At 71.0% G+C, this 17,544-nt stretch carries 13 protein-coding genes; 4 read left to right on the top strand and 9 right to left on the bottom strand.

Annotated elements, in window-relative coordinates; all coding sequences use genetic code 11:
• Positions 1–521 precede the first annotated feature (521 nt).
• Positions 522–1,775 carry a phosphatidylserine decarboxylase gene (locus tag ABZ406_RS21250; protein ID WP_357764167.1) on the top strand — a complete coding sequence of 418 codons (1,254 nt, stop codon included), beginning with the start codon at positions 522–524 and terminating at the stop codon, positions 1,773–1,775.
• Positions 1,776–1,832: 57 nt separating this feature from the next.
• Here the strand turns inward: ABZ406_RS21250 and ABZ406_RS21245 are convergent, their stop codons facing one another.
• The 3 genes from ABZ406_RS21245 to ABZ406_RS21235 form a co-directional block, all read right to left on the bottom strand.
• Positions 1,833–2,783: a CDP-alcohol phosphatidyltransferase family protein gene (locus ABZ406_RS21245; RefSeq protein WP_357764243.1), complete on the bottom strand. Its 951-nt coding sequence runs from the start codon at positions 2,781–2,783 to the stop codon at positions 1,833–1,835.
• Between the two features lie 344 nt (positions 2,784–3,127).
• Positions 3,128–4,027, bottom strand: a complete 900-nt coding sequence (locus ABZ406_RS21240) for an NUDIX domain-containing protein (protein ID WP_357764164.1) — start codon at positions 4,025–4,027, stop codon at positions 3,128–3,130.
• A 217-nt stretch (positions 4,028–4,244) separates the two neighbouring features.
• Complete coding sequence (locus tag ABZ406_RS21235) at positions 4,245–5,195, bottom strand: NUDIX hydrolase (protein WP_357764161.1); 951 nt, start codon at positions 5,193–5,195, stop codon at positions 4,245–4,247.
• Between the two features lie 143 nt (positions 5,196–5,338).
• On the opposite strand from ABZ406_RS21235, the gene ABZ406_RS21230 reads away from it, so the two are divergent.
• Complete coding sequence (locus ABZ406_RS21230; RefSeq protein ID WP_357764158.1) at positions 5,339–5,707, top strand: PspC domain-containing protein; 369 nt, start codon at positions 5,339–5,341, stop codon at positions 5,705–5,707.
• Positions 5,708–5,714: 7 nt separating this feature from the next.
• On the opposite strand, the gene guaA is transcribed toward ABZ406_RS21230, so the two are convergent.
• Both guaA and ABZ406_RS21220 read right to left on the bottom strand, forming a co-directional pair.
• Positions 5,715–7,271, bottom strand: a complete 1,557-nt coding sequence (gene guaA / locus ABZ406_RS21225; RefSeq protein ID WP_357764154.1) for a glutamine-hydrolyzing GMP synthase — start codon at positions 7,269–7,271, stop codon at positions 5,715–5,717.
• A gap of 192 nt (positions 7,272–7,463) precedes the next feature.
• Positions 7,464–9,161: a GMC family oxidoreductase gene (locus ABZ406_RS21220; protein ID WP_357764151.1), complete on the bottom strand. Its 1,698-nt coding sequence runs from the start codon at positions 9,159–9,161 to the stop codon at positions 7,464–7,466.
• A gap of 145 nt (positions 9,162–9,306) precedes the next feature.
• Here ABZ406_RS21220 and ABZ406_RS21215 point away from each other — a divergent pair, with 145 nt between their 5' ends.
• A complete protein-coding gene (locus ABZ406_RS21215; protein ID WP_357764148.1) occupies positions 9,307–10,425 on the top strand; it encodes an LCP family protein in 1,119 nt (372 codons plus the stop codon).
• Positions 10,426–10,432: 7 nt separating this feature from the next.
• Here the strand turns inward: ABZ406_RS21215 and ABZ406_RS21210 are convergent, their stop codons facing one another.
• Complete coding sequence (locus tag ABZ406_RS21210; protein ID WP_357764145.1) at positions 10,433–11,890, bottom strand: M1 family metallopeptidase; 1,458 nt, start codon at positions 11,888–11,890, stop codon at positions 10,433–10,435.
• A 108-nt stretch (positions 11,891–11,998) separates the two neighbouring features.
• Positions 11,999–13,405, bottom strand: coding sequence for a M1 family metallopeptidase (locus ABZ406_RS21205; RefSeq protein ID WP_357764142.1), 1,407 nt, complete (start codon positions 13,403–13,405; stop codon positions 11,999–12,001).
• A 185-nt stretch (positions 13,406–13,590) separates the two neighbouring features.
• Between ABZ406_RS21205 and ABZ406_RS21200 the strand changes: the two genes are divergently transcribed.
• On the top strand, positions 13,591–14,700 hold the full coding sequence (locus ABZ406_RS21200; RefSeq protein ID WP_357764139.1) for a sugar phosphate isomerase/epimerase: 1,110 nt from the start codon (positions 13,591–13,593) through the stop codon (positions 14,698–14,700).
• 70 nt (positions 14,701–14,770) lie between these two features.
• On the opposite strand, the gene ABZ406_RS21195 is transcribed toward ABZ406_RS21200, so the two are convergent.
• Together ABZ406_RS21195 and guaB are read right to left on the bottom strand one after the other, a co-directional pair.
• Positions 14,771–15,889 carry a GuaB3 family IMP dehydrogenase-related protein gene (locus tag ABZ406_RS21195; protein ID WP_357764136.1) on the bottom strand — a complete coding sequence of 373 codons (1,119 nt, stop codon included), beginning with the start codon at positions 15,887–15,889 and terminating at the stop codon, positions 14,771–14,773.
• Between the two features lie 30 nt (positions 15,890–15,919).
• On the bottom strand, positions 15,920–17,482 hold the full coding sequence (gene guaB, locus ABZ406_RS21190) for an IMP dehydrogenase (RefSeq protein ID WP_357764133.1): 1,563 nt from the start codon (positions 17,480–17,482) through the stop codon (positions 15,920–15,922).
• Positions 17,483–17,544 lie beyond the last annotated feature (62 nt).

Below are 17,544 nucleotides of genomic sequence, written 5' to 3'. Positions count from 1 at the left end.
CACGGACCCGGCGTTGACCACGGACTCGGCGTTGACTACGGACCGGGCGTTGACCACGGACCCGGCACTGTCCACGGACCGGGCGCTCGAGACGCCGACCACCGAGATGCGGACGGAGGTCGCACCGACCACCGATGTGATCCACCCGGCGTGGTTGGCACACCCGCCGTCGGAGCCGCCGACCGAGCGCGTCCCCGGCCGATCCGCTGCCGGAGACGAGGAGCCGACGAACGGGAACCTCACCCGTCCGGCCTCGTCCGAGGGCGACGGGCCGCACCGGTCCGACCAACCGGTCGAGGCCACCGGCGACGAGCCGGGCGACGAGCGGGAGGGTCCGCGCCGGGAAGCCTGACCTGGGGCACCGGCCCGCGTCGGCCCACCGCATCCCGACGGCGGTGCGATCGGCGCGAACGGCCGCATATGCTGACCGGTGGAGATATCGCCTCCGCCGGCCGGCCCGTCCCGCCCATGGCGGTCCCGCCGCGAATCCCGTCTCTACCCCCGTCAGGAGCCCGCCCGACATGACCCAGTCCCCCGCCGTGCGTACCACCGGCCGGTCCGGTCCGGTCCGCATCGGCGAGCGAGCCGCCCGCACCCTCGTCGCCGAGCTGGCCCGGATCAACGACGCCAAGGCCGCCCTGCTGGTAGGGGTTACCCCGGACTCCGCGGTGCTGGCTGCGGCTGTCGAGGCGCTGCTCCCCGGTGACCGGCTCACCGTGGTGCCCGCCGAACCGTTCGGCGGCGCCGCGCTCCGCGAGCACGTCACCGCCCAGGGCAGCTGGGTCGCCGACCGGGTGAGGGTCGTCGACTCGTTGGCCGAAGCCGAAGCCGCCGGTGTGGTCATCGCCGGTGAGGTGTTCACCGGCACCGCCGAGGCGACCCGCAGCGGCATCGAGGGGTTGGTCAAGTACCTGACCGACGGGGCGGTGCTGAGCGTGGCCACCGTCGCCGCACCCGGCCGGACCGAGGGTGCCGCCGCCGAGTTGGGCCGACAGGACGCCCTCTACGGCGTCGGCGCCGACCTGGTGCTGCGCAACTCGCCACCGGTACGGGTCTACCGACTGCGGTTCACCCCGGCCAACCCGGCCGCCGCCGACAGCCTGGCCCCCACGTACCGGCCGTCGAGCGTGCCGCTGACCCGGGGCATGCACATCGACTCCAACGGTGTGGCGGCGGCGGGCATCGCGCTGGGGCTCGCGGCGCTGGCCCGGGTGGCGCGCCCGTCGTCCAAGCTGTGGCTGCTGCCGGCCCTGGCCGCCGGGCCGGTCGCCGCGTTCTTCCGGGATCCCGAGAGGGACGTGCCGGAGGACCCGAGCGCCGTTGTCGCCAGCGCGGACGGAAAGGTCCTGTCGGTGCAGCGCCTGCACGACGAGCGCTTCGGTGACGGCGAGTGGCTACGGGTCGCGGTGTTCCTGTCGGTGCTGGACGTGCACGTCAACCGCGCTCCGGTCGCCGGCAAGGTGGTGGACTACTTCGTCGCCGACGGCGGCTTCGTCAACGCGATGAAGCCGGACGCCGAGCACAACGTCGCCGCGTACACGGTGCTGGACACCGCGCGCGGCACTGTGGTGGTCGCGCAGCGGACCGGGCTGATCGCCCGCCGGATCGTGCAGCGCGCGCCGATCGGCGCGCTGCTGGCCAGGGGCGAGCGGTTCGGGCTGATCCGGTTCGGCTCCCGGACCGACGTCTACCTGCCCGCCGAATCCGCGGACCCGCTGGTCGGGCCGGGCGACAAGGTGATCAGCGGGTCCACTGTCATCGCCCGCTGGCGCTGACCCACGAACGAGGAACGGGGCGCCGCTGTCCGCGGCGCCCCGTTCGTTCTGCTCAGATCAGGCGGTACGACGTTGCCGCAGCCAGAGAACCGGCCCGCTGACCAGGTATCCCACCACGATCAGGGCGAACGTGAGCCGGATGTCGACAAGCGCGCCGATGACCGGGGCCAACCAGAGCCACGGCGGCAACTTCACCAGGCGGGCGAGCTTGGCGTACGGGAAGCTCGACACCATCGCGAAGGCCAGCAGCGCCACCCCCGCGACCAGCACGGCACCGGGCACCGGCAGGCCGATCGCCACTGTCACGGCGAGCACAGCGGCGGCCATGGTGGTGGGCACCCCGCAGAAGAAGCGGCCGTCCTTCGGCGAGACGTTGAAGCGGGCCAGTCGAATCGCGGCACACGCCGCGACCAGGGCACACGCCACCGCCGCCGCAGCAGTGGAGACGGAGCCGGCGAGCGAGGCGTAGACCACCACCGGCGCGGCGAGGCCGAACGAGCACATGTCGGCCAGCGAGTCCATCTGCGCGCCGAACGGGCTGGCCACCCCGAGCCGTCGGGCCAGCGCGCCGTCCAGACCGTCGAAGCCGACGCAGGCGATCAGGCAGAGCGCCGCGACGCGTACCTCGCCCTGCATGGCCAGGAAGATGGCCAGCATGCCGAGCATCAGGCTGGCCAGCGTGCAGGCGTTGACCAGGGCGAACTTCATCCGGCGCGCCATCGTGTGCTCGCCGGGGAGCAGCGGGATGGACCCGGCCTCGTCGGCAGGCGCCATCGGCGGCATCGCCGGGCTGACCGGCACGATCGGCTTGAAGTCGGCGCGGTCCAGGCTCAGCGTCGGGTCCACGCCAAGCGTCGGCCGGCTGAGCCGGTCCAGGCCGTAGCGACGGCGCTGGCGGTCGGCGTACCGGTGCTCGGTCGGGGACAGGTCACTCGGGTGCAGGTCGCCATCACGGCGACCCACGCGGACCAACAGCACCTGGCGGGCGAACGTGCTGCTGCGGCGCAACCGGCCCGCCCAGCGACGCCCTGCGGGGCGCGGACTGTCAGTGGTACGACGCCGGCGCCATGGGGCTCTCGGCACGTTTCCTCCATCACCGGATCTACTGGCCGCCACGTGGCGGTTGTCCGGCTGTCTCGTGCCGGACCTTGCAGGCCCGGCAGCCGTTTTGCGGAGTACACCATCGCATAGGGGAACATGGCTTGGCGATAGCTGCCGGCGGTACTTGTATCTGGCTTAAACCGCTCTAACCGCTCGCTTGTTCCCATCCCGGGCTTCATCGCCCGTTTCCTCCATCATTCCCGTCTCTGACTGTACCGGAGGGCCACCAAGTCGGCTCACCGAGCGGTGTGCTATCGGCCACTCTGTCCGATTGCGACGGCAGCGATGTCGCTCAACGGCAGGTCAACCGTCTCTGCGCGGGTGAACCACCCCGCCCGGGCCGTCGACCCTCCGGCGGACTCGGTGACCACCGCATCAGTAGGTACGTCCACCAGCACCCGATAGATCACCCGCACGCCATGCCAGTCCAGCGGCCGACCCTCCGGGCCCAGTGCGGCCGGATTGTGCAGGTTGTTCACGCCGAGCAACTCCACGACCCGGCCCACCTGACCACCCTCCTCGACCAGCTCCCGAAGCAGGCCGGTGGTCGGCTGCTCACCGTGATCGGTGCCACCGCCGGGCAGATGCCACAGGCCGGCCCCCGGATAGCCCTCCGCGATCTGGGTCAGCAAAATCCGCCCAGCAGGGTCGGTGACCAGCCCGTACGCCCCGAAGCGCAGCCGACGGTCGGGGTGCGGCGGCGGGAACGGGTCCCGCGACAGGTGCGCTCCGGGCGGCAGCGGGGTCACCGGCAGGCCCAATGCCTCGGCGGCGAACGGGGTCAGCGGCAACTCCGCCACCTCGGCCAGCGGGAGCCAGCGAGCCCGATCGGCGAACCCCTCCCCGGGCCGCGCGTCGTCAGGTGGGCGGAGTTCGAACAGCAGCCGGTCGGTGTGCAGTACGACCTCGTCCTCCGGAAAGGTGGTCACGTCCGCAACTACCGCGCGTAGCCGGGTCACCGTCACGGTCAGCCCAGCCTGTTCGGCAACCTCGCGGACCACCGCGTGCTCCGGGTCCTCGGCGTGCCGAACGGCACCGCCCGGCAACCGCCAGAGTTCGGGAGCCTCACCCTTTACCCCTTCCCGCACCACCAGGACCCGGCCCGAATCCCACAGGAGCCCGTCAACCCCGACCCGCCGCGCCAACTGCACCCCTGCCGCCCCCTCGGTCCCGCATTTGGGACCTGTTGTCGCCATCCCTCTCGCCTCCGACAATCGACTCGGGTTCACGGAAAGCGCGGTGTTCGAGCGAGGCGGAATGCGCGTCTTCCTTGAAGCCGAGTGGATCAGGCCGGAGCGGAGCACGCCGGACCTGGACGACAGGTCGGCGGCACACGGATGCCGCCGAGCTGCCGGGGGCCGGTCGGGGTCAGGTGAGTTGGGCTGCCTGGACTGCTTCGGCGGTGACCTCGGTGAGGCGGTCGGTGGGCAGGGCGCCCAACTCCTCGCGGCCGAACCAGCGGGCCTCGCAGGTGGAGCCGCCCACGTCGATGACGGTCAGAGGGTTGGGCTGGTCGACGACGACCCGGTAGAAGGCGCGTACGCCGTGCCAGTCGATCGGGTAGCCCTCGGGGCCGAGCGAGGCCGCGTCGCGGTGGCTGGCGACTCCGAGCAACTCGACGAGCCGGCCGGCCTGGCCGGTCTCCTCGACCAGTTCTCGGATGAGTGCCGCGCCGGGCTGCTCGCCGTAGTCGGTGCCGCCGCCGGGCAGGTGCCAGCAGCCGGCGCCCGGGTAGCCGTCGGAGATGCGGGTGAGCAGCACCCGGCCGGCGGGGTCGGTGCAGACCGCGTACGCGGCGAAGCGCTGGGCCCGGTGCAGCCCGTCGGGGCCGGGCACGGCGTAGAAGGAGGGGAACTCAGGTGCCTCGTCGGGCACCACGTCGGCCGAGGAGGTGGGCAGCCCGAGGGCGCGTGCGGTGAACGAGCGCAGCGGCAGGTCGCGCGCCTCGTCGAGGGTGTACCACCGGGCGAGGTCGGTGGGACGTTCGCCGACCCGGTCGGCGAGGGTGCCACCGCGAAGGGCCACCCGGTAGATCAGCCGGTCGGTGTGGATGGTGATGCCCCGGTCCGGGAGTGCCCGCATGTCGGCGAGCACGTCGGCCAGGCCGGAAACGGCGACGGAGAGGCCGGTCTCGGCGGCGGTCTCGCGAACGACTGTGTGGTTGGGGTCTTCGCCGTGGTCGACAGCCCCGCCGGGCAGCGACCACGCCCCGGGGGTGCCGGAGTGCTCCGATGCGCGGACCAGCAGAACTCGGCCGCTTGAATCAGCACAAACTGCGTATGCCGCGATCCTGCGGAGCGGCTTGAGCAAAGTGGTCACGGAAGCAAATTCTCCCCGCGCCTGGTTACCGGGACGGAAAAGAGTCGGATTCCTGACTGTCTGGCACTGATCAGGGATTGGTCAGGGTAAGGATCCGGGCGGTCACCGAGGGCGAGCGGGGCGCCAGCGCGGACGGTAGGGGTATGACATCGACCACCGCTCCCCGCGCCCCGTACAAGCAGCTTCGGCGACCCACCACCGACCGCATGGTCGCCGGGGTCGCCAGCGGCGTCGGCCGCTACTTCGCCGTCGATCCCACACTGGTCCGGGTGATCTTCGCGGTCACCGGCCTGCTCACCGGCGGGCTCGCGCTGTTCGCGTACCCGATCATGTGGTTCCTGATGCCGGAGGAGCCCAGCGGCGCGCCGGCCTGGCCGCACACGGCGGGCGTCGCGCCGCACAATGGCCCGCCGCCCACCGCCGGGCCCGCGCCCGGCGTGCCTCCGCAGGGGTACGTCCCGACGCAGCCCTACCCGCCGACGACCCCGTCAAGCCCGCCGCCGGTCGCCTGAGCGGCGGTCACTCCCACTCGATGGTGCCCGGCGGCTTGCTGGTGACGTCCAGGACCACCCGGTTGACCTCGGCGACCTCGTTGGTGATCCGGGTGGAGATCCGGGCCACCACGTCGTAGGGCAGCCGGGACCAGTCGGCGGTCATCGCGTCTTCGCTGGAGACCGGGCGCAGCACCACGGGATGCCCGTAGCTGCGCCCGTCTCCCTGCACACCGACGCTGCGGACGTCGGCGAGGAGCACCACCGGGAACTGCCAGACACCCCGGTCGAGGCCGGCGGCGGTCAGCTCCTCGCGGGCGATCAGGTCGGCCTGGCGGAGCAGGTCGAGGCGGGCCTGGTCGACCGCGCCGATGATCCGGATGGCGAGGCCGGGCCCGGGGAACGGGTGCCGCCAGACCATCGCCTCGGGCAGGCCCAGTTGCAGGCCGAGGGCTCGGACCTCGTCCTTGAACAGGGTGCGCAGCGGCTCGACGAGCGCAAACTTCAGGTCCTCCGGGAGACCGCCGACGTTGTGGTGGCTCTTGATGTTGGCGGTGCCGGTGCCGCCGCCGGACTCCACCACGTCGGGGTAGAGGGTGCCCTGGACCAGGAACTCGACGTCGCCGTGTGCGGCGATCTCGCGGGCCGCGGCCTCGAAGACCCTGATGAACTCCCGGCCAATGATCTTGCGCTTCTGCTCCGGGTCGATCACTCCGGCGAGCGCGCCGAGGAACCGGTCGGCGGCGTCGACGACCTTCAGCTTGATGCCGGTGGCGGCGACGTAGTCCTTCTCCACCTGCTCGGCCTCGCCGGCCCGCAGCAGGCCGTGGTCGACGAAGACGCAGGTGAGCTGGTCACCGACCGCCTTGTGGACGAGCGCGGCGGCGACCGCCGAGTCCACCCCGCCGGAGAGGCCGCAGATGACCTCCTTGTCGCCGATCTGGGCGCGGATCCGGGCGACCTGCTCGTCGATGATGTTCTCGGGCGTCCAGGTCGGCTCGATGCCGGCGATGTCGTAGAGGAAGCGGGTGAGCATCTCCTGGCCGTGAGCGGTGTGCCCGACCTCCGGGTGGAACTGCACACCGGCCCGACGCCCGGCCAGGTCCTCGAAAGCGGCGACCGGGGCGCCCGCCGACTCGGCGGTCACCGTGAAGCCCTCGGGCGCCTCGGTGACGGCGTCGCCGTGGCTCATCCAGACCGGCAGGTCCGCGGGCAGGTCGCGCAGCAGCACACCGGGGTCGAGGAGACGGGGGCGCAGCGGGGTGCCACCGTACTCACGGTTTCCGGTCCTCGCGACAGTGCCGCCGAGCGCCTGAGCCATCGCCTGGAAGCCGTAGCAGATGCCGAAGACCGGCACGTCGGCGCTGAACACGCCCGCGTCGATCTGTGGCGCACCCGGGGCGTAGACGCTGGACGGCCCGCCGGAGAGGATGATCGCGGCGGGGTCTTTGGCCAGCATCTCAGCGATCGGCATCGAGTGCGGCACGATCTCGGAGTAGACCTTCGCCTCGCGGACCCGACGGGCGATGAGCTGGGCGTACTGGGCTCCGAAGTCCACCACGAGGACGGGGCGAGGCAGGCTCATGTGCACAAAGCCTACCGACCGCCGAGGCCGCTCCCGGCACCGGCTCGCCAGCAATCCCCTCTTCCCGCGATCTTGCACTTTCTGTCCCGACAAAAACCGCAAATGCCACACAACAACAACCGAAACCGCAAGATCGCCGGGCCGGGCCGGGCCGAGCCGAGCCGGGCCGGGCCGGGCCGGGCCCGGGGGCGGTCAGGGGCGTAACGCGCCCGGGGCGTCCGCCGGCACCGCCGGCTGGTTCGGGGGTACGGACGCGAGCCGGCGGTACGCGGATCCGAGCGGCGGACGTGGGTCCTCCTCGCCCTTGTTGGGCCAGAAGGACATTGCCCGTTCCGCCTGTGCGGTGATCGTGAGGGAGGGGTTCACGCCGAGGTTGGCCGAGACGGCCGCGCCGTCGACGACGTGCAGCCCGGCGTGCCCGTACACCCGGTGCCAGGGGTCGATCACCCCGTCGGCCGGTGTGGCGCCGATGACCGCCCCGCCCAGGATGTGCGCTGTCATCGGGATGTCGAAGGGTTCGGTGAGCGAACCGCCGGGGGTGCCGCCGATCTCGTCGGCGAGAAGTCGGGCCGCCGTGTTGCCGGCCGGGATCCAGGTGGGGCTGGGCGTGCCGTGGCCGGGGGCGGTGACCAGCCTGCGGCCGAGCGGGCCACGCCGCCACCGGGTGGTGAGCGAGTTGTCCACCGACTGCATGACCAGGGCGATCACGGTTCGTTCCGACCAGCCGCGGACGGACAGCATCCGCGCGGCCAACCGGGGCTGCCGGACGATGCTGCCCAGCCAGCGGCGTACCCGGTGCGGGCCGCCGTCGACGAGCAGTGACTGGAGCAGCCCCATCGCGTTGGAGCCCCGCCCGTAACGGACCGGCTCGATGTGGGTCTGCGGGTCGGGGTGGAACGAGCTGGTGATGGCGACCCCCTCGGTGTAGTCCAACCGCTCGGACCGGGCCTGTTGGCGGGGCACCGAGGCACCGAGGATCGCCTCCGAGTTGGTGCGGGTCAGTTCGCCGAGGCGGGGCGAGAGCCCGGGTAGCGCCTCCTCGGCCCGCATGGCGTGCAGCAGCCGCTGGGTGCCGAGCGCGCCGGCGGCGAAGACCACGTGGTCGGCGTGGATGACCTGCCGGCCCTTGCGCAGCCAGGCGCCGGTGCGTTCGGTGTGCACCTCGTGCCCGCCGCCGTCGGCGAGCCGGACGGCGGTCACAGTGGTCAGCGGGTGGACCGTGACCCCGAGCCGTTCGGCGAGCCAGAGGTAGTTCTTGACGAGCGTGTTCTTCGCCCCGTGCCGGCAGCCGGTCATGCACGAGCCGCAGTGCAGGCAGCCGGTGCGTTCCGGGCCGGCGCCGCCGAAGTACGGGTCGTCGGCCCGCTGGCCGGGTCGGCCGATGTGTACGCCGACCGGGGTGGCGTGGAAGGTGTGCCCCACCCCCATCCGCTCGGCCACCGCCCGCATGGCGCGGTCCGCGCCGGTGTCCATCGGGTACGTGGTGACGCCGAGCATCCGTTTGGCCTGGTCGTAGTGCCGGGCCAACTCGTCGCGCCAGTCGGTGATGTCGCGCCACTGCGGGTCGGCGTAGAAGGCCGGCAGTGGTTCGTAGAGGGTGTTCGCGTAGACGAGCGAACCGCCGCCCACTCCGGCGCCGGAGAGCACCAGCACCCCACCACCGGATCGTCGGTCGGCCGGGCGGAGCAGGGTGAGCCGTTGGATGCCGTAGCAGCCGAGCTTCGGTGCCCAGAGGAACCGGCGGAACCGCCAGGATGTCTGCGGGAACTCGTCGTCGGCGAAACGGCGGCCGGCTTCCAGGACCGCCACCGAGTAGCCCTTCTCGGCCAGTCGGAGCGCGGTGACGCTGCCGCCGAAGCCGGACCCGATGACGACCACGTCGTACCGCATGGACGCATCATTACTCGCGAGTAGCGCTCGCGCCAGGGCACTTTTCGCGCGATCATGCTCCGGCCGACCGACCCGGCGTCTCCCGGCCGCAACCCGGAGCACCCGTCGGAGCGTTGTTCACCAAGACGGGTGGGAGGAATCCAGGATGGTTCTCGGGTCGATGGCGCCGCGCCGACGGTGGCTGGTGCTGGGGTTGGCGGCCCTCGCCGTCGTGGCTCTCATCGCGGCCGGCACCGTGGTGATCACCCGGCTGACCGGGAACGACAAGCCGGCCGGTGCTCCGGTGGCCGGCTCACCGACTCCGTCGCCGGTCGGCACGCCGACTCCGAGCCCGAGCGGTCCACCGCCGGGCGCCGACATCACCGGCCCGCTCAACCTGCTGCTGGTGGGTGTGGACACCCGGGTCAGCGTGCCCGGCTGGGAGCCGCACTCGGACGCCGTGCTGGTCCTGCACGTACCCAAGGGGTTGGATCGGGCGTACCTCTTCTCGCTCCCCCGCGACCTGTTGGTGGACATCCCGGCGTTCCCGAAGGCCGGCTACAAGGGTGGCAAGACCAAGCTCACGCACGCGATGAGCTTCGGAAGCCGGGTGCCGGGCAAACCCAAACAGCCAAGCACGGCGCAGGGGTACGAGTTGCTGCGCGCCACGGTGAGCGGTTATACCGGGCTGCGCATCGACGCCGGCGCGGTGCTCACCTTCAACGGGTTCGACCGGCTGGTCGACACCCTCGGCGGGGTGGACATCTACGTCGACCAGCGGGTCGAGTCGTTGCACCGCCGGCCGGACGGCAAGTACCGGGAGAGCGCGCCGGGTGGGTACAAGGGGCCGCAGCAGGTCTACGAGAAGGGCGAGCGGCACCTCAACGGTTGGCAGGCGCTCGACTACGCGCGGCAGCGCTACATCACCGGCGGTGACTACGCGCGGCAGCGGCACCAGCAGCAACTGATCCGGGCGATGACCCGCAAGATCCTGGACGAGGGCCTGGCCAAGCAACCCGAACGCGTCGACCAGGTGGTCTCCGCGCTCGGCGACACGCTCGTCTACGTGGGCGGGCGCAAGATCGTCGACATCGCGTACGCGCTCAGTGGCCTGCCGGAGAACCGGTTCACGCTTGTCGGGCTGCCCGGTTCCGGTGTCGGCAAGGGCAGTGCCTACCGGGGTGAACAGCTGACCGGCGAGGGCCGCACGTTTCTCACCGAACTCCGCGCCGGCCGCGCCGACGCGTACCTGACCGCCCACCCCAAGCTGGTAGTGAAGAACTGACCGCCGCTCAGAGCCGCTTGGGCAGGGTGGGCCTCTTCGTGCCGTAGAGCCAGGCGTCGAAGATCGCGTCGAGCTGCCTGCCGGAGATCCGCTCGGCCACTGCCACGAACTCGGCGGTGGTGGCGGTGCCGTCGCGCTTCTCCGCCGCCCAGGTCTTGACGATGTCGAAGAACGCCGTGTCCCCGACGGCCACCCGCAGGGCGTGCAGTGTCATCCCGCCGCGCTGGTAGACCGACTCGCTGAACAGCTTGTCCGCCCCCGGCTTACCCGGCGGTGTCTGCCACACCCGGGCGGACATGCTGGCGTACCTGCTGTCGAACGCCTTCTTGGCGGTGTACGCACCGGTGTGCTCGGCCCAGAGCCACTCCGCGTACGTCGCGAAGCCCTCGTTGAGCCAGATGTCCTCCCACCTGGCCAACGAGACGCTGTCGCCGAACCACTGGTGGGCCAGCTCGTGGGCGACGACCTCGGTGTTCTCGCCCTGCCGGAAGAAGCTCGCCGCGTAGACCGGTCGGCTCTGCGTCTCCAGTGCGTACGAGATCCGGCTGTCGGAGATCACCACCCCGCCGTACGCGTCGAACGGGTACGGCCCGAACACACTCTCCAGGTAGTCGGCCACCGTGACGGTCTGCGCGATGGACGCGTCCGCGTTTCCCTTGGCCTCGGTGGTGGTGACGGCGTTGTAGACCGGGCGGCCCTTGTGCTCGCCCGTGGTGATCCGGAACCTACCGATCACCAGGGTGCTCAGATAGCTCGCCATCGGCGACGTCTCCGACCACTTCCAGGTGGTCCAACCGCCCGAGCTGGCCTTCCCGCCGGGAACGCCGTTGCTGATCGCGGTCAGGCCGTCCGGGACGGTGACCTCGACGTCGTAGGCGGCCTTGTCCGACGGGTGGTCGTTCACCGGGAACCAGGTGCTCGCCGACTCGGGCTGGCCCAGCGCGATGGCACCGTCGGTGGTGTGCAGGAAGCCGCCGTCACCGAGCGCCTCGTTCTTCAGCGGCTTCGGCTTACCGGCGTAGGTTATCTCGGCGACGAACCCGTTGCCGTTGATCAGACCGGAAGCCGGCTTGACCACCAGCTCGTTCCGCTTGCGGCTGTGGGTGGCGGGTGCGCCGTCCACGGTGACCGCGCTGACGGTCAGGCCGGCCAGGTCGAGGTTGAACGTCGACAGGTCCGCCGTCGCGGTGGCCCGCACCGTGGTCGTACCAGTCAACTGGTCCTTGGCCGGGTCGTAGCGCACCTTCACGGTGTACCGCCCGACGTCGTAGCCGCCGTTGCCGTAGGTCGGGAAGTAGGCGTCACCGACCCCGTCGGCGCCCGCGGTGAACATCCGCGGCGGCGTGGGGGACGCGCTCGGTGGTGGTGCCGCGTCCGGGCCCGTCGAGTCGCATCCGGAAACCACGAGCGCGGCGGCCACCAGCAGGCCGGCACCCGTTCGCAGTCTGTGCCGCGTCCGCCGCATCCCACACCCTTTCGCACGGTGGCCGGTCACGGCCTGCGCCGCTCCGCGCGGACGGCGGCCACCCGCCGTTCGCAGGCGGCAGCATATCGACCGGGCGGCGGCACTTGATCACGGCAGTGTGGGGGCCGAGCCACCCACCAACCAGGCGCCGAAGAGCGGACGCAGTTGCCGTCCGGCGACCCGCTCGGCCAGCGCGACGAGGTCCGCTGTGGTCGCGTTGCCCGCCGCCCGCTCACTGGTCCAGGTGCGCAGGATGCGGAAGAAGAGGTCGTCGCCGACGGTCCTGCGCAACGCGTGTACGGCGAGAGCCCCGCGCTTGTAGACGGCGGTGCCGAACATCTGCTCCCGGCCGGGCTCGACCGACGGCTGCGTCCAGTCCGTCGCCGCGTACTGGATCTCGAAGTTGCGCTGGGCGGTCCGGCCGCCGTCGTGCTCCTCCCACAGCCACTCGGCGTAGCTGGCGAAGCCCTCGTTGAGCCAGATGTCGCTCCATCTGGTCAGCGACACGCTGTCGCCGAACCACTGGTGTGCCAACTCGTGCGCGACGACGCCCGGGTTGGGCCTGTCGTCGGAGAAGAAGGCAGGCCCGTAGACCGGACGGGACTGGGTTTCCAGCGCGTACCCGACCCGGTCGTCGGCGATCACGATCCCGCCGTACGAGTCGAACGGGTACGGGCCGAAGCGGCTGGCCAGGAAGTCGACGATCGCGCCGGTGCGGGCGACCGAGGTGGCCGCCCCGCCGGTCGCCGGCAGACTCGCGGCCACCGCCGTGACCATCGGTCGGCCGGCGTGCGTGCCGGTCACCACCCGGTAGTCCCCGATCACCAGCGTGCTCAGGTAGCTGGCCATCGGGGTGCGCTCCGACCAGCGCCAGGTGGTCCATCCGTCGGCGCTGCTCTTCGGCCCGGGTACGCCGTTGCTCAGGGCCACCAGGCCACCAGGGACGGTCACCGCCAGGTCGTAGGTGGCCTTGTCCGACGGGTGGTCGTTGACCGGGAACCAGGTGGCGGCCGAGTCGGGTTGCCCGAGCGCCACAGCGCCGTCTGCGGTGTGCAGGAAACCGCCACTGCCCAACGCCCCGTCGTCGACGGCCGTGGGGACGCCCGCGTACTCGACAGTCACTGTGAACTGCCGGCCACGCGGCAGGCCGTCGCGGGGCGTCACCACCAACTCGCCGTCGCCGCGCCGGTGCTCGGCGGGTGCGTCACCCACGCTCACCGCCCGGACCTCAAGGCCGACCAGGTCCAGATTGAACCGGGACAGGTCCTGGGTGGCGGTGGCCGTGATCACGGCTCGGCCGGTCAGCCGATCGGTCGACGGGTCGTAGCGGACGTCGAGGCCGTAGTGCCCGACGTCGTAACCGCCGTTGCCGTGCCCCGGCACGTACGGGTCGCCGACGTCGGCGGCACCGGGCCGGAAGCCGTCGCCGTCGTCACCGGTGCAACCGGTGGCGGAAAGCCCGATCACGCAGGTCAGCGCGACGGCGACGCGCAGTCTCCGTCCGGTCAGGACCATGCCCACCCCTCCTGCGGCACCCCGCTCAGGCCGAGCGTAGCCAGCATCGCGGGCCGCCCGACCGGAATCGACGATCATCAGTGACTTTCGTCGAATCGAACAAAAGCTGACGTCGATCGAACCTTTCTTTCGACTTAGACCGACGTTAGTGTCGGTCTCCGACCACCGTCCCGAAAGGTGGAACCATGCCAGACCACACCGCCCCCGACGCCACCCCCACCGGCCGGCTCAGCCGCCGATCCCTGCTCGCCGCCTCCGCCGGGGCCGCCGCCGCGATCGGCGCGGCCGGCCTACCCGTCCTCGCCACCGGCACGCCCGCGCTCGCCAACCCCGCGAGCAAGCTGCGGGTCGAGCCGCTGATCCCGGCCCGCAACCGCGGCATCATCCTGTACAGCGTCCGCGACCGGATCACCGCCGCGCCCGACGACAGCGGTGTGCCGTACGGCTTCGAGCGCGTCCTCGCCCGACTCGCCGAGATCGGCTACAAGGAGATCGAGTTCGCCGGCTACACCCAGAGCACCGAGATCCTGGGCCGGCAGATCACCCCCGCCGAGATCCGCAAGATTCTCGACGACAACGGCCTGGTGGCCAACGGCACCCACGCCACGATCCAGCCGACCACCTTCCAACAGCAACTCGACATCGCCGAGGAACTCGGCATGAAGAACATCGGCACCGGCAGCGACCCGACCAGCAGCGCGTACAAGGCCGAGTGGGACGCCGCCGCGGACATCTGGAACGAGCTGGGCCGGCAGGCCAGGGCCCGGGGCATGCGGCTCTACACGCACAACCACGACGCCGCGTACAACTTCCTGATCGACAGGGGCCCACGCGACGCGCAGGGCCGGCAGACCCGGTCCTCCGGCATCCGCCGACTGGAGTACTTCTTCGAGATCACCGACCCGCGGTACGTCTTCTTCGAGCTGGACATCTACTGGGCCTACGTGGCCCGCTACAAGCACCAGAAGTACGTCAACCCGGCCGGCCAGGAGGTCACCGACCTGTTCGATCCGATCCTCACGGTGGCCGACCGGACCACCCGGTTCCCGCTCTTCCACGCCAAGGACGGCGACCGGGACACGAGCGTCCCCAACGGGTACCAGATGGTGCCGCTCGGCGACGGCGACCTCAACTTCCAGCAGTTCTTCCAGACCATCGGCGAACGCAACTTCCACCACGCCAACTGGGAGATGGACACCGCCCCCGGCGGCGCGGACAACAAGGGCCAGTCGCTGGACTTCGCGGCGACCAGCTACCGCAACATGTCCGACCTGACCATCTACCTGGAGAAGTAACTCCCGGGTCGACGCGCGAAGGCCGGCCCCGCACCAGGCGGGGCCGGCCTTTCGGCGTCTGACGGACCGGTCAGCGGTCGAGGACCAGGCCGACCTTCTGGAACTCCTTCAAATCGCGGTACCCGCACTTGGCCATCGCCCGACGCAGCCCACCGAACAGGTTGAGCTGACCGTCCGCCTCATCGGCCGGCCCGAAGAGCAACTGCTCCATCGACCCGAGCGGCTCGCCGGAGACCTCGAAGGCACCACGGGGAAGCGACGGGTGACTCGCCGCCGAGTGCCACCAGGCACCACCGGCCGGGGCCTCGTCGCACAACGACAGCGGCTCACCGAGCATCACCGCGTCCGCGCCGCAACCGAGGGCCTTCGCGATGTCACCAGAGGTCTGCATGTCACCGTCGGCGATCAGGTGCACGTACCGTCCACCGGTCTCGTCCAGGTAGTCGCGGCGGGCCGCCGCGGCGTCGGCGATCGCGGTGGCCATCGGCACCCGGATGCCCAGCACCGACTCGGTGGTCGACCACTCGTCGCCGCCGATGCCCACGATCACGCCGGCCGCGCCGGTCCGCATCAGGTGCAGCGCCGTCTTGTAGTCGGTGCAGCCACCGACGATCACCGGCAGGTCGAGGTCGGCGATGAACTCCTTGAGGTTCAGCGGCTCGTCGGTGGTCGACACGTGCTCGGCCGAGACGATGGTGCCCTGGATGACCAGGATGTCCACCCCGGCGTCCAGGATCACCGGCGCCAGCGCGAGGGTGTGCTGCGGGGAGACCCGCACCGCCACGGTGCCGCCACCGGCACGCAGCTCACGAACCCGCTCCGCGATCAGGTCCGGACGGATCGGCTCGGCGTACACCTCCTGGAGCCGCTTGGTGGCGCGGGCCTCCTCGTCGAGGCCGGCCAACTCGTCCAGCACCTTCGTCGGATTCTCGTAGCGGGTCCAGAGCCCTTCCACGTTGAGCACGCCGAGGCCGCCGAGCTGACCGAGGCGCACCGCCGAGGACGGGCTCATTGTGGCGTCGGAGGGGTGGCCGACGCACGGAATGCCGAACTGGTACGCGTCGAGCTGCCAGGACGTCGAGACGTCGTCGACGTCCCGGGTGCGGCGGCTCGGCACGATGGCGATGTCGTCCAGGTGGTAGCCGCGCTGCGCGGTCTTGCCCAGCCCGATCTCGACCACGTCACGCATGGGGGACTCCAGGTGGTTGGGGGTGGTGGGTCAGCGGGTGTGGTAGTTGGGCGCCTCGACGGTCATCTGGATGTCGTGCGGGTGGCTCTCCTTCAGGCCAGCCGCGGTGATCCGGATGAGCTGGCCACGGCGGTGCAGATCGGGGATGTTCTCCGCACCGGCGTACCCCATGGCCAGTCGCAGGCCACCGACCAGCTGGTGGGCCACCCGGGAGAGCGGCCCCCGGTAGGGCACCTGACCCTCCACGCCCTCGGGGACCAACTTGTCGTCGTTGAGCACGTCCTGCTGGAAGTAGCGGTCCTTGCTGTACGACTTGGCCTGACCCCGGGACTGCATCGCGCCCAGCGACCCCATCCCGCGGTACGTCTTGAACTGCTTGCCGTTGACGAAGATCAGCTCGCCGGGGCTCTCCTCGCAACCAGCCAGCAGGCTGCCCAGCATCACCGTGTCGGCGCCGGCCACCAGGGCCTTGGCGATGTCGCCGGAATACTGGATGCCACCGTCGCCGATCACCGGCACGCCGGCCGGACGGGCGGCCCGGGCCGCCTCCATGATCGCGGTCACCTGCGGCACGCCGACCCCGGCGACGATCCGGGTGGTGCAGATCGCACCCGGCCCCACGCCCACCTTGACGCCGTCGGCGCCAGCGTCGACGAGCGCCTTCGCACCGGCGTACGTGGCCACGTTGCCGCCCATGATGTCGACAGCCACGTCTGCCTTGAGCCGGCGAACCATGTCCAGCACGGCCCGCTGGTGACCGTGCGCGGTGTCCACGATCAGCACGTCGACGCCCGCGTCGACCAGGGCACGGGCCCGCTTGTACGCATCCTCGCCCACCCCGATGGCGGCGGCGACCCGCAGCCGACCGGCGTCGTCCTTGCTGGCGTCCGGGTACTGCTCGCTCTTGGTGAAGTCCTTGACCGTGATCAGGCCCCGCAACCGGCCCGAGTCGTCGACGATCGGCAGCTTCTCGACCTTGTGCTGACGCAGCAGCGCCAGGGCTTCGTCCTTGCTCACCCCGACCCGGGCGGTGACAAGCGGGGTGTGGGTCATGATCTCGCGGACCGGCGTGTTCGGCTCGGACACGAAACGCATGTCCCGGTTGGTGACGATGCCGACCAACTGGCCGTCGCCGTCCACCACCGGAACGCCCGAGATGCGGTAACGCCCGCACAGCTCGTCGACCTCGCGCAGCGTGTCGTCCGGGCTGGCCGTCACCGGGTTGGTGATCATGCCGGACTCGGAGCGCTTGACCAGGTCGACCTGAAGGGCCTGGTCCTCCAGGGAGAGGTTGCGGTGCAACACGCCGATGCCGCCCTGGCGGGCCATCGCGATCGCCATCCGGGCCTCGGTCACCGTGTCCATCGCACTGGACAGCAACGGGATGGACAACTCGATGTTGCGAGTGAGCTTCGTCCGGGTATTGACGCGGCTGGGCACCACATCCGACTCGCCCGGCTGGAGCAGCACGTCATCGAAGGTGAGACCGAGCGGAACCACCCGGGCGGAGCCGGCCGGCAGCTCGGGCAGGTGGCCGCCCAGGTCGGCGTGCTCGACGCCGGCCGGAAGATCAATGCTGGGCGAATTTTCCACGATTGCTCCCCTGAGCTGCTCGGATGGGCTTCAGCGAGGTGGCGCGGGCGGGCACCGGAGCG

This window comes from Micromonospora sp. NPDC005710 (assembly GCF_040630995.1).
Taxonomy (GTDB): Bacteria; Actinomycetota; Actinomycetes; order Mycobacteriales; family Micromonosporaceae; genus Micromonospora.
The sequence above is the reverse complement of the archived record's forward strand: the minus strand, read 5'-3'. Positions and strand labels throughout refer to the sequence as shown.

What these genes read in the sequence shown, in the direction of transcription:
- ABZ406_RS21200 (WP_357764139.1), top strand. Translation starts at nt 13,591, where the DNA reads ATGCCAGACCACACCGCCCCCGACGCCACCCCCACCGGCCGGCTCAGC.
- ABZ406_RS21195 (WP_357764136.1), bottom strand. Translation starts at nt 15,889, where the DNA reads ATGCGTGACGTGGTCGAGATCGGGCTGGGCAAGACCGCGCAGCGCGGC.
- ABZ406_RS21220 (WP_357764151.1), bottom strand. Translation starts at nt 9,161, where the DNA reads ATGCGGTACGACGTGGTCGTCATCGGGTCCGGCTTCGGCGGCAGCGTC.
- guaA (WP_357764154.1), bottom strand. Translation starts at nt 7,271, where the DNA reads ATGAGCCTGCCTCGCCCCGTCCTCGTGGTGGACTTCGGAGCCCAGTAC.
- ABZ406_RS21210 (WP_357764145.1), bottom strand. Translation starts at nt 11,890, where the DNA reads ATGCGGCGGACGCGGCACAGACTGCGAACGGGTGCCGGCCTGCTGGTG.
- ABZ406_RS21215 (WP_357764148.1), top strand. Translation starts at nt 9,307, where the DNA reads ATGGTTCTCGGGTCGATGGCGCCGCGCCGACGGTGGCTGGTGCTGGGG.
- ABZ406_RS21205 (WP_357764142.1), bottom strand. Translation starts at nt 13,405, where the DNA reads ATGGTCCTGACCGGACGGAGACTGCGCGTCGCCGTCGCGCTGACCTGC.
- ABZ406_RS21230 (WP_357764158.1), top strand. Translation starts at nt 5,339, where the DNA reads ATGACATCGACCACCGCTCCCCGCGCCCCGTACAAGCAGCTTCGGCGA.
- ABZ406_RS21250 (WP_357764167.1), top strand. Translation starts at nt 522, where the DNA reads ATGACCCAGTCCCCCGCCGTGCGTACCACCGGCCGGTCCGGTCCGGTC.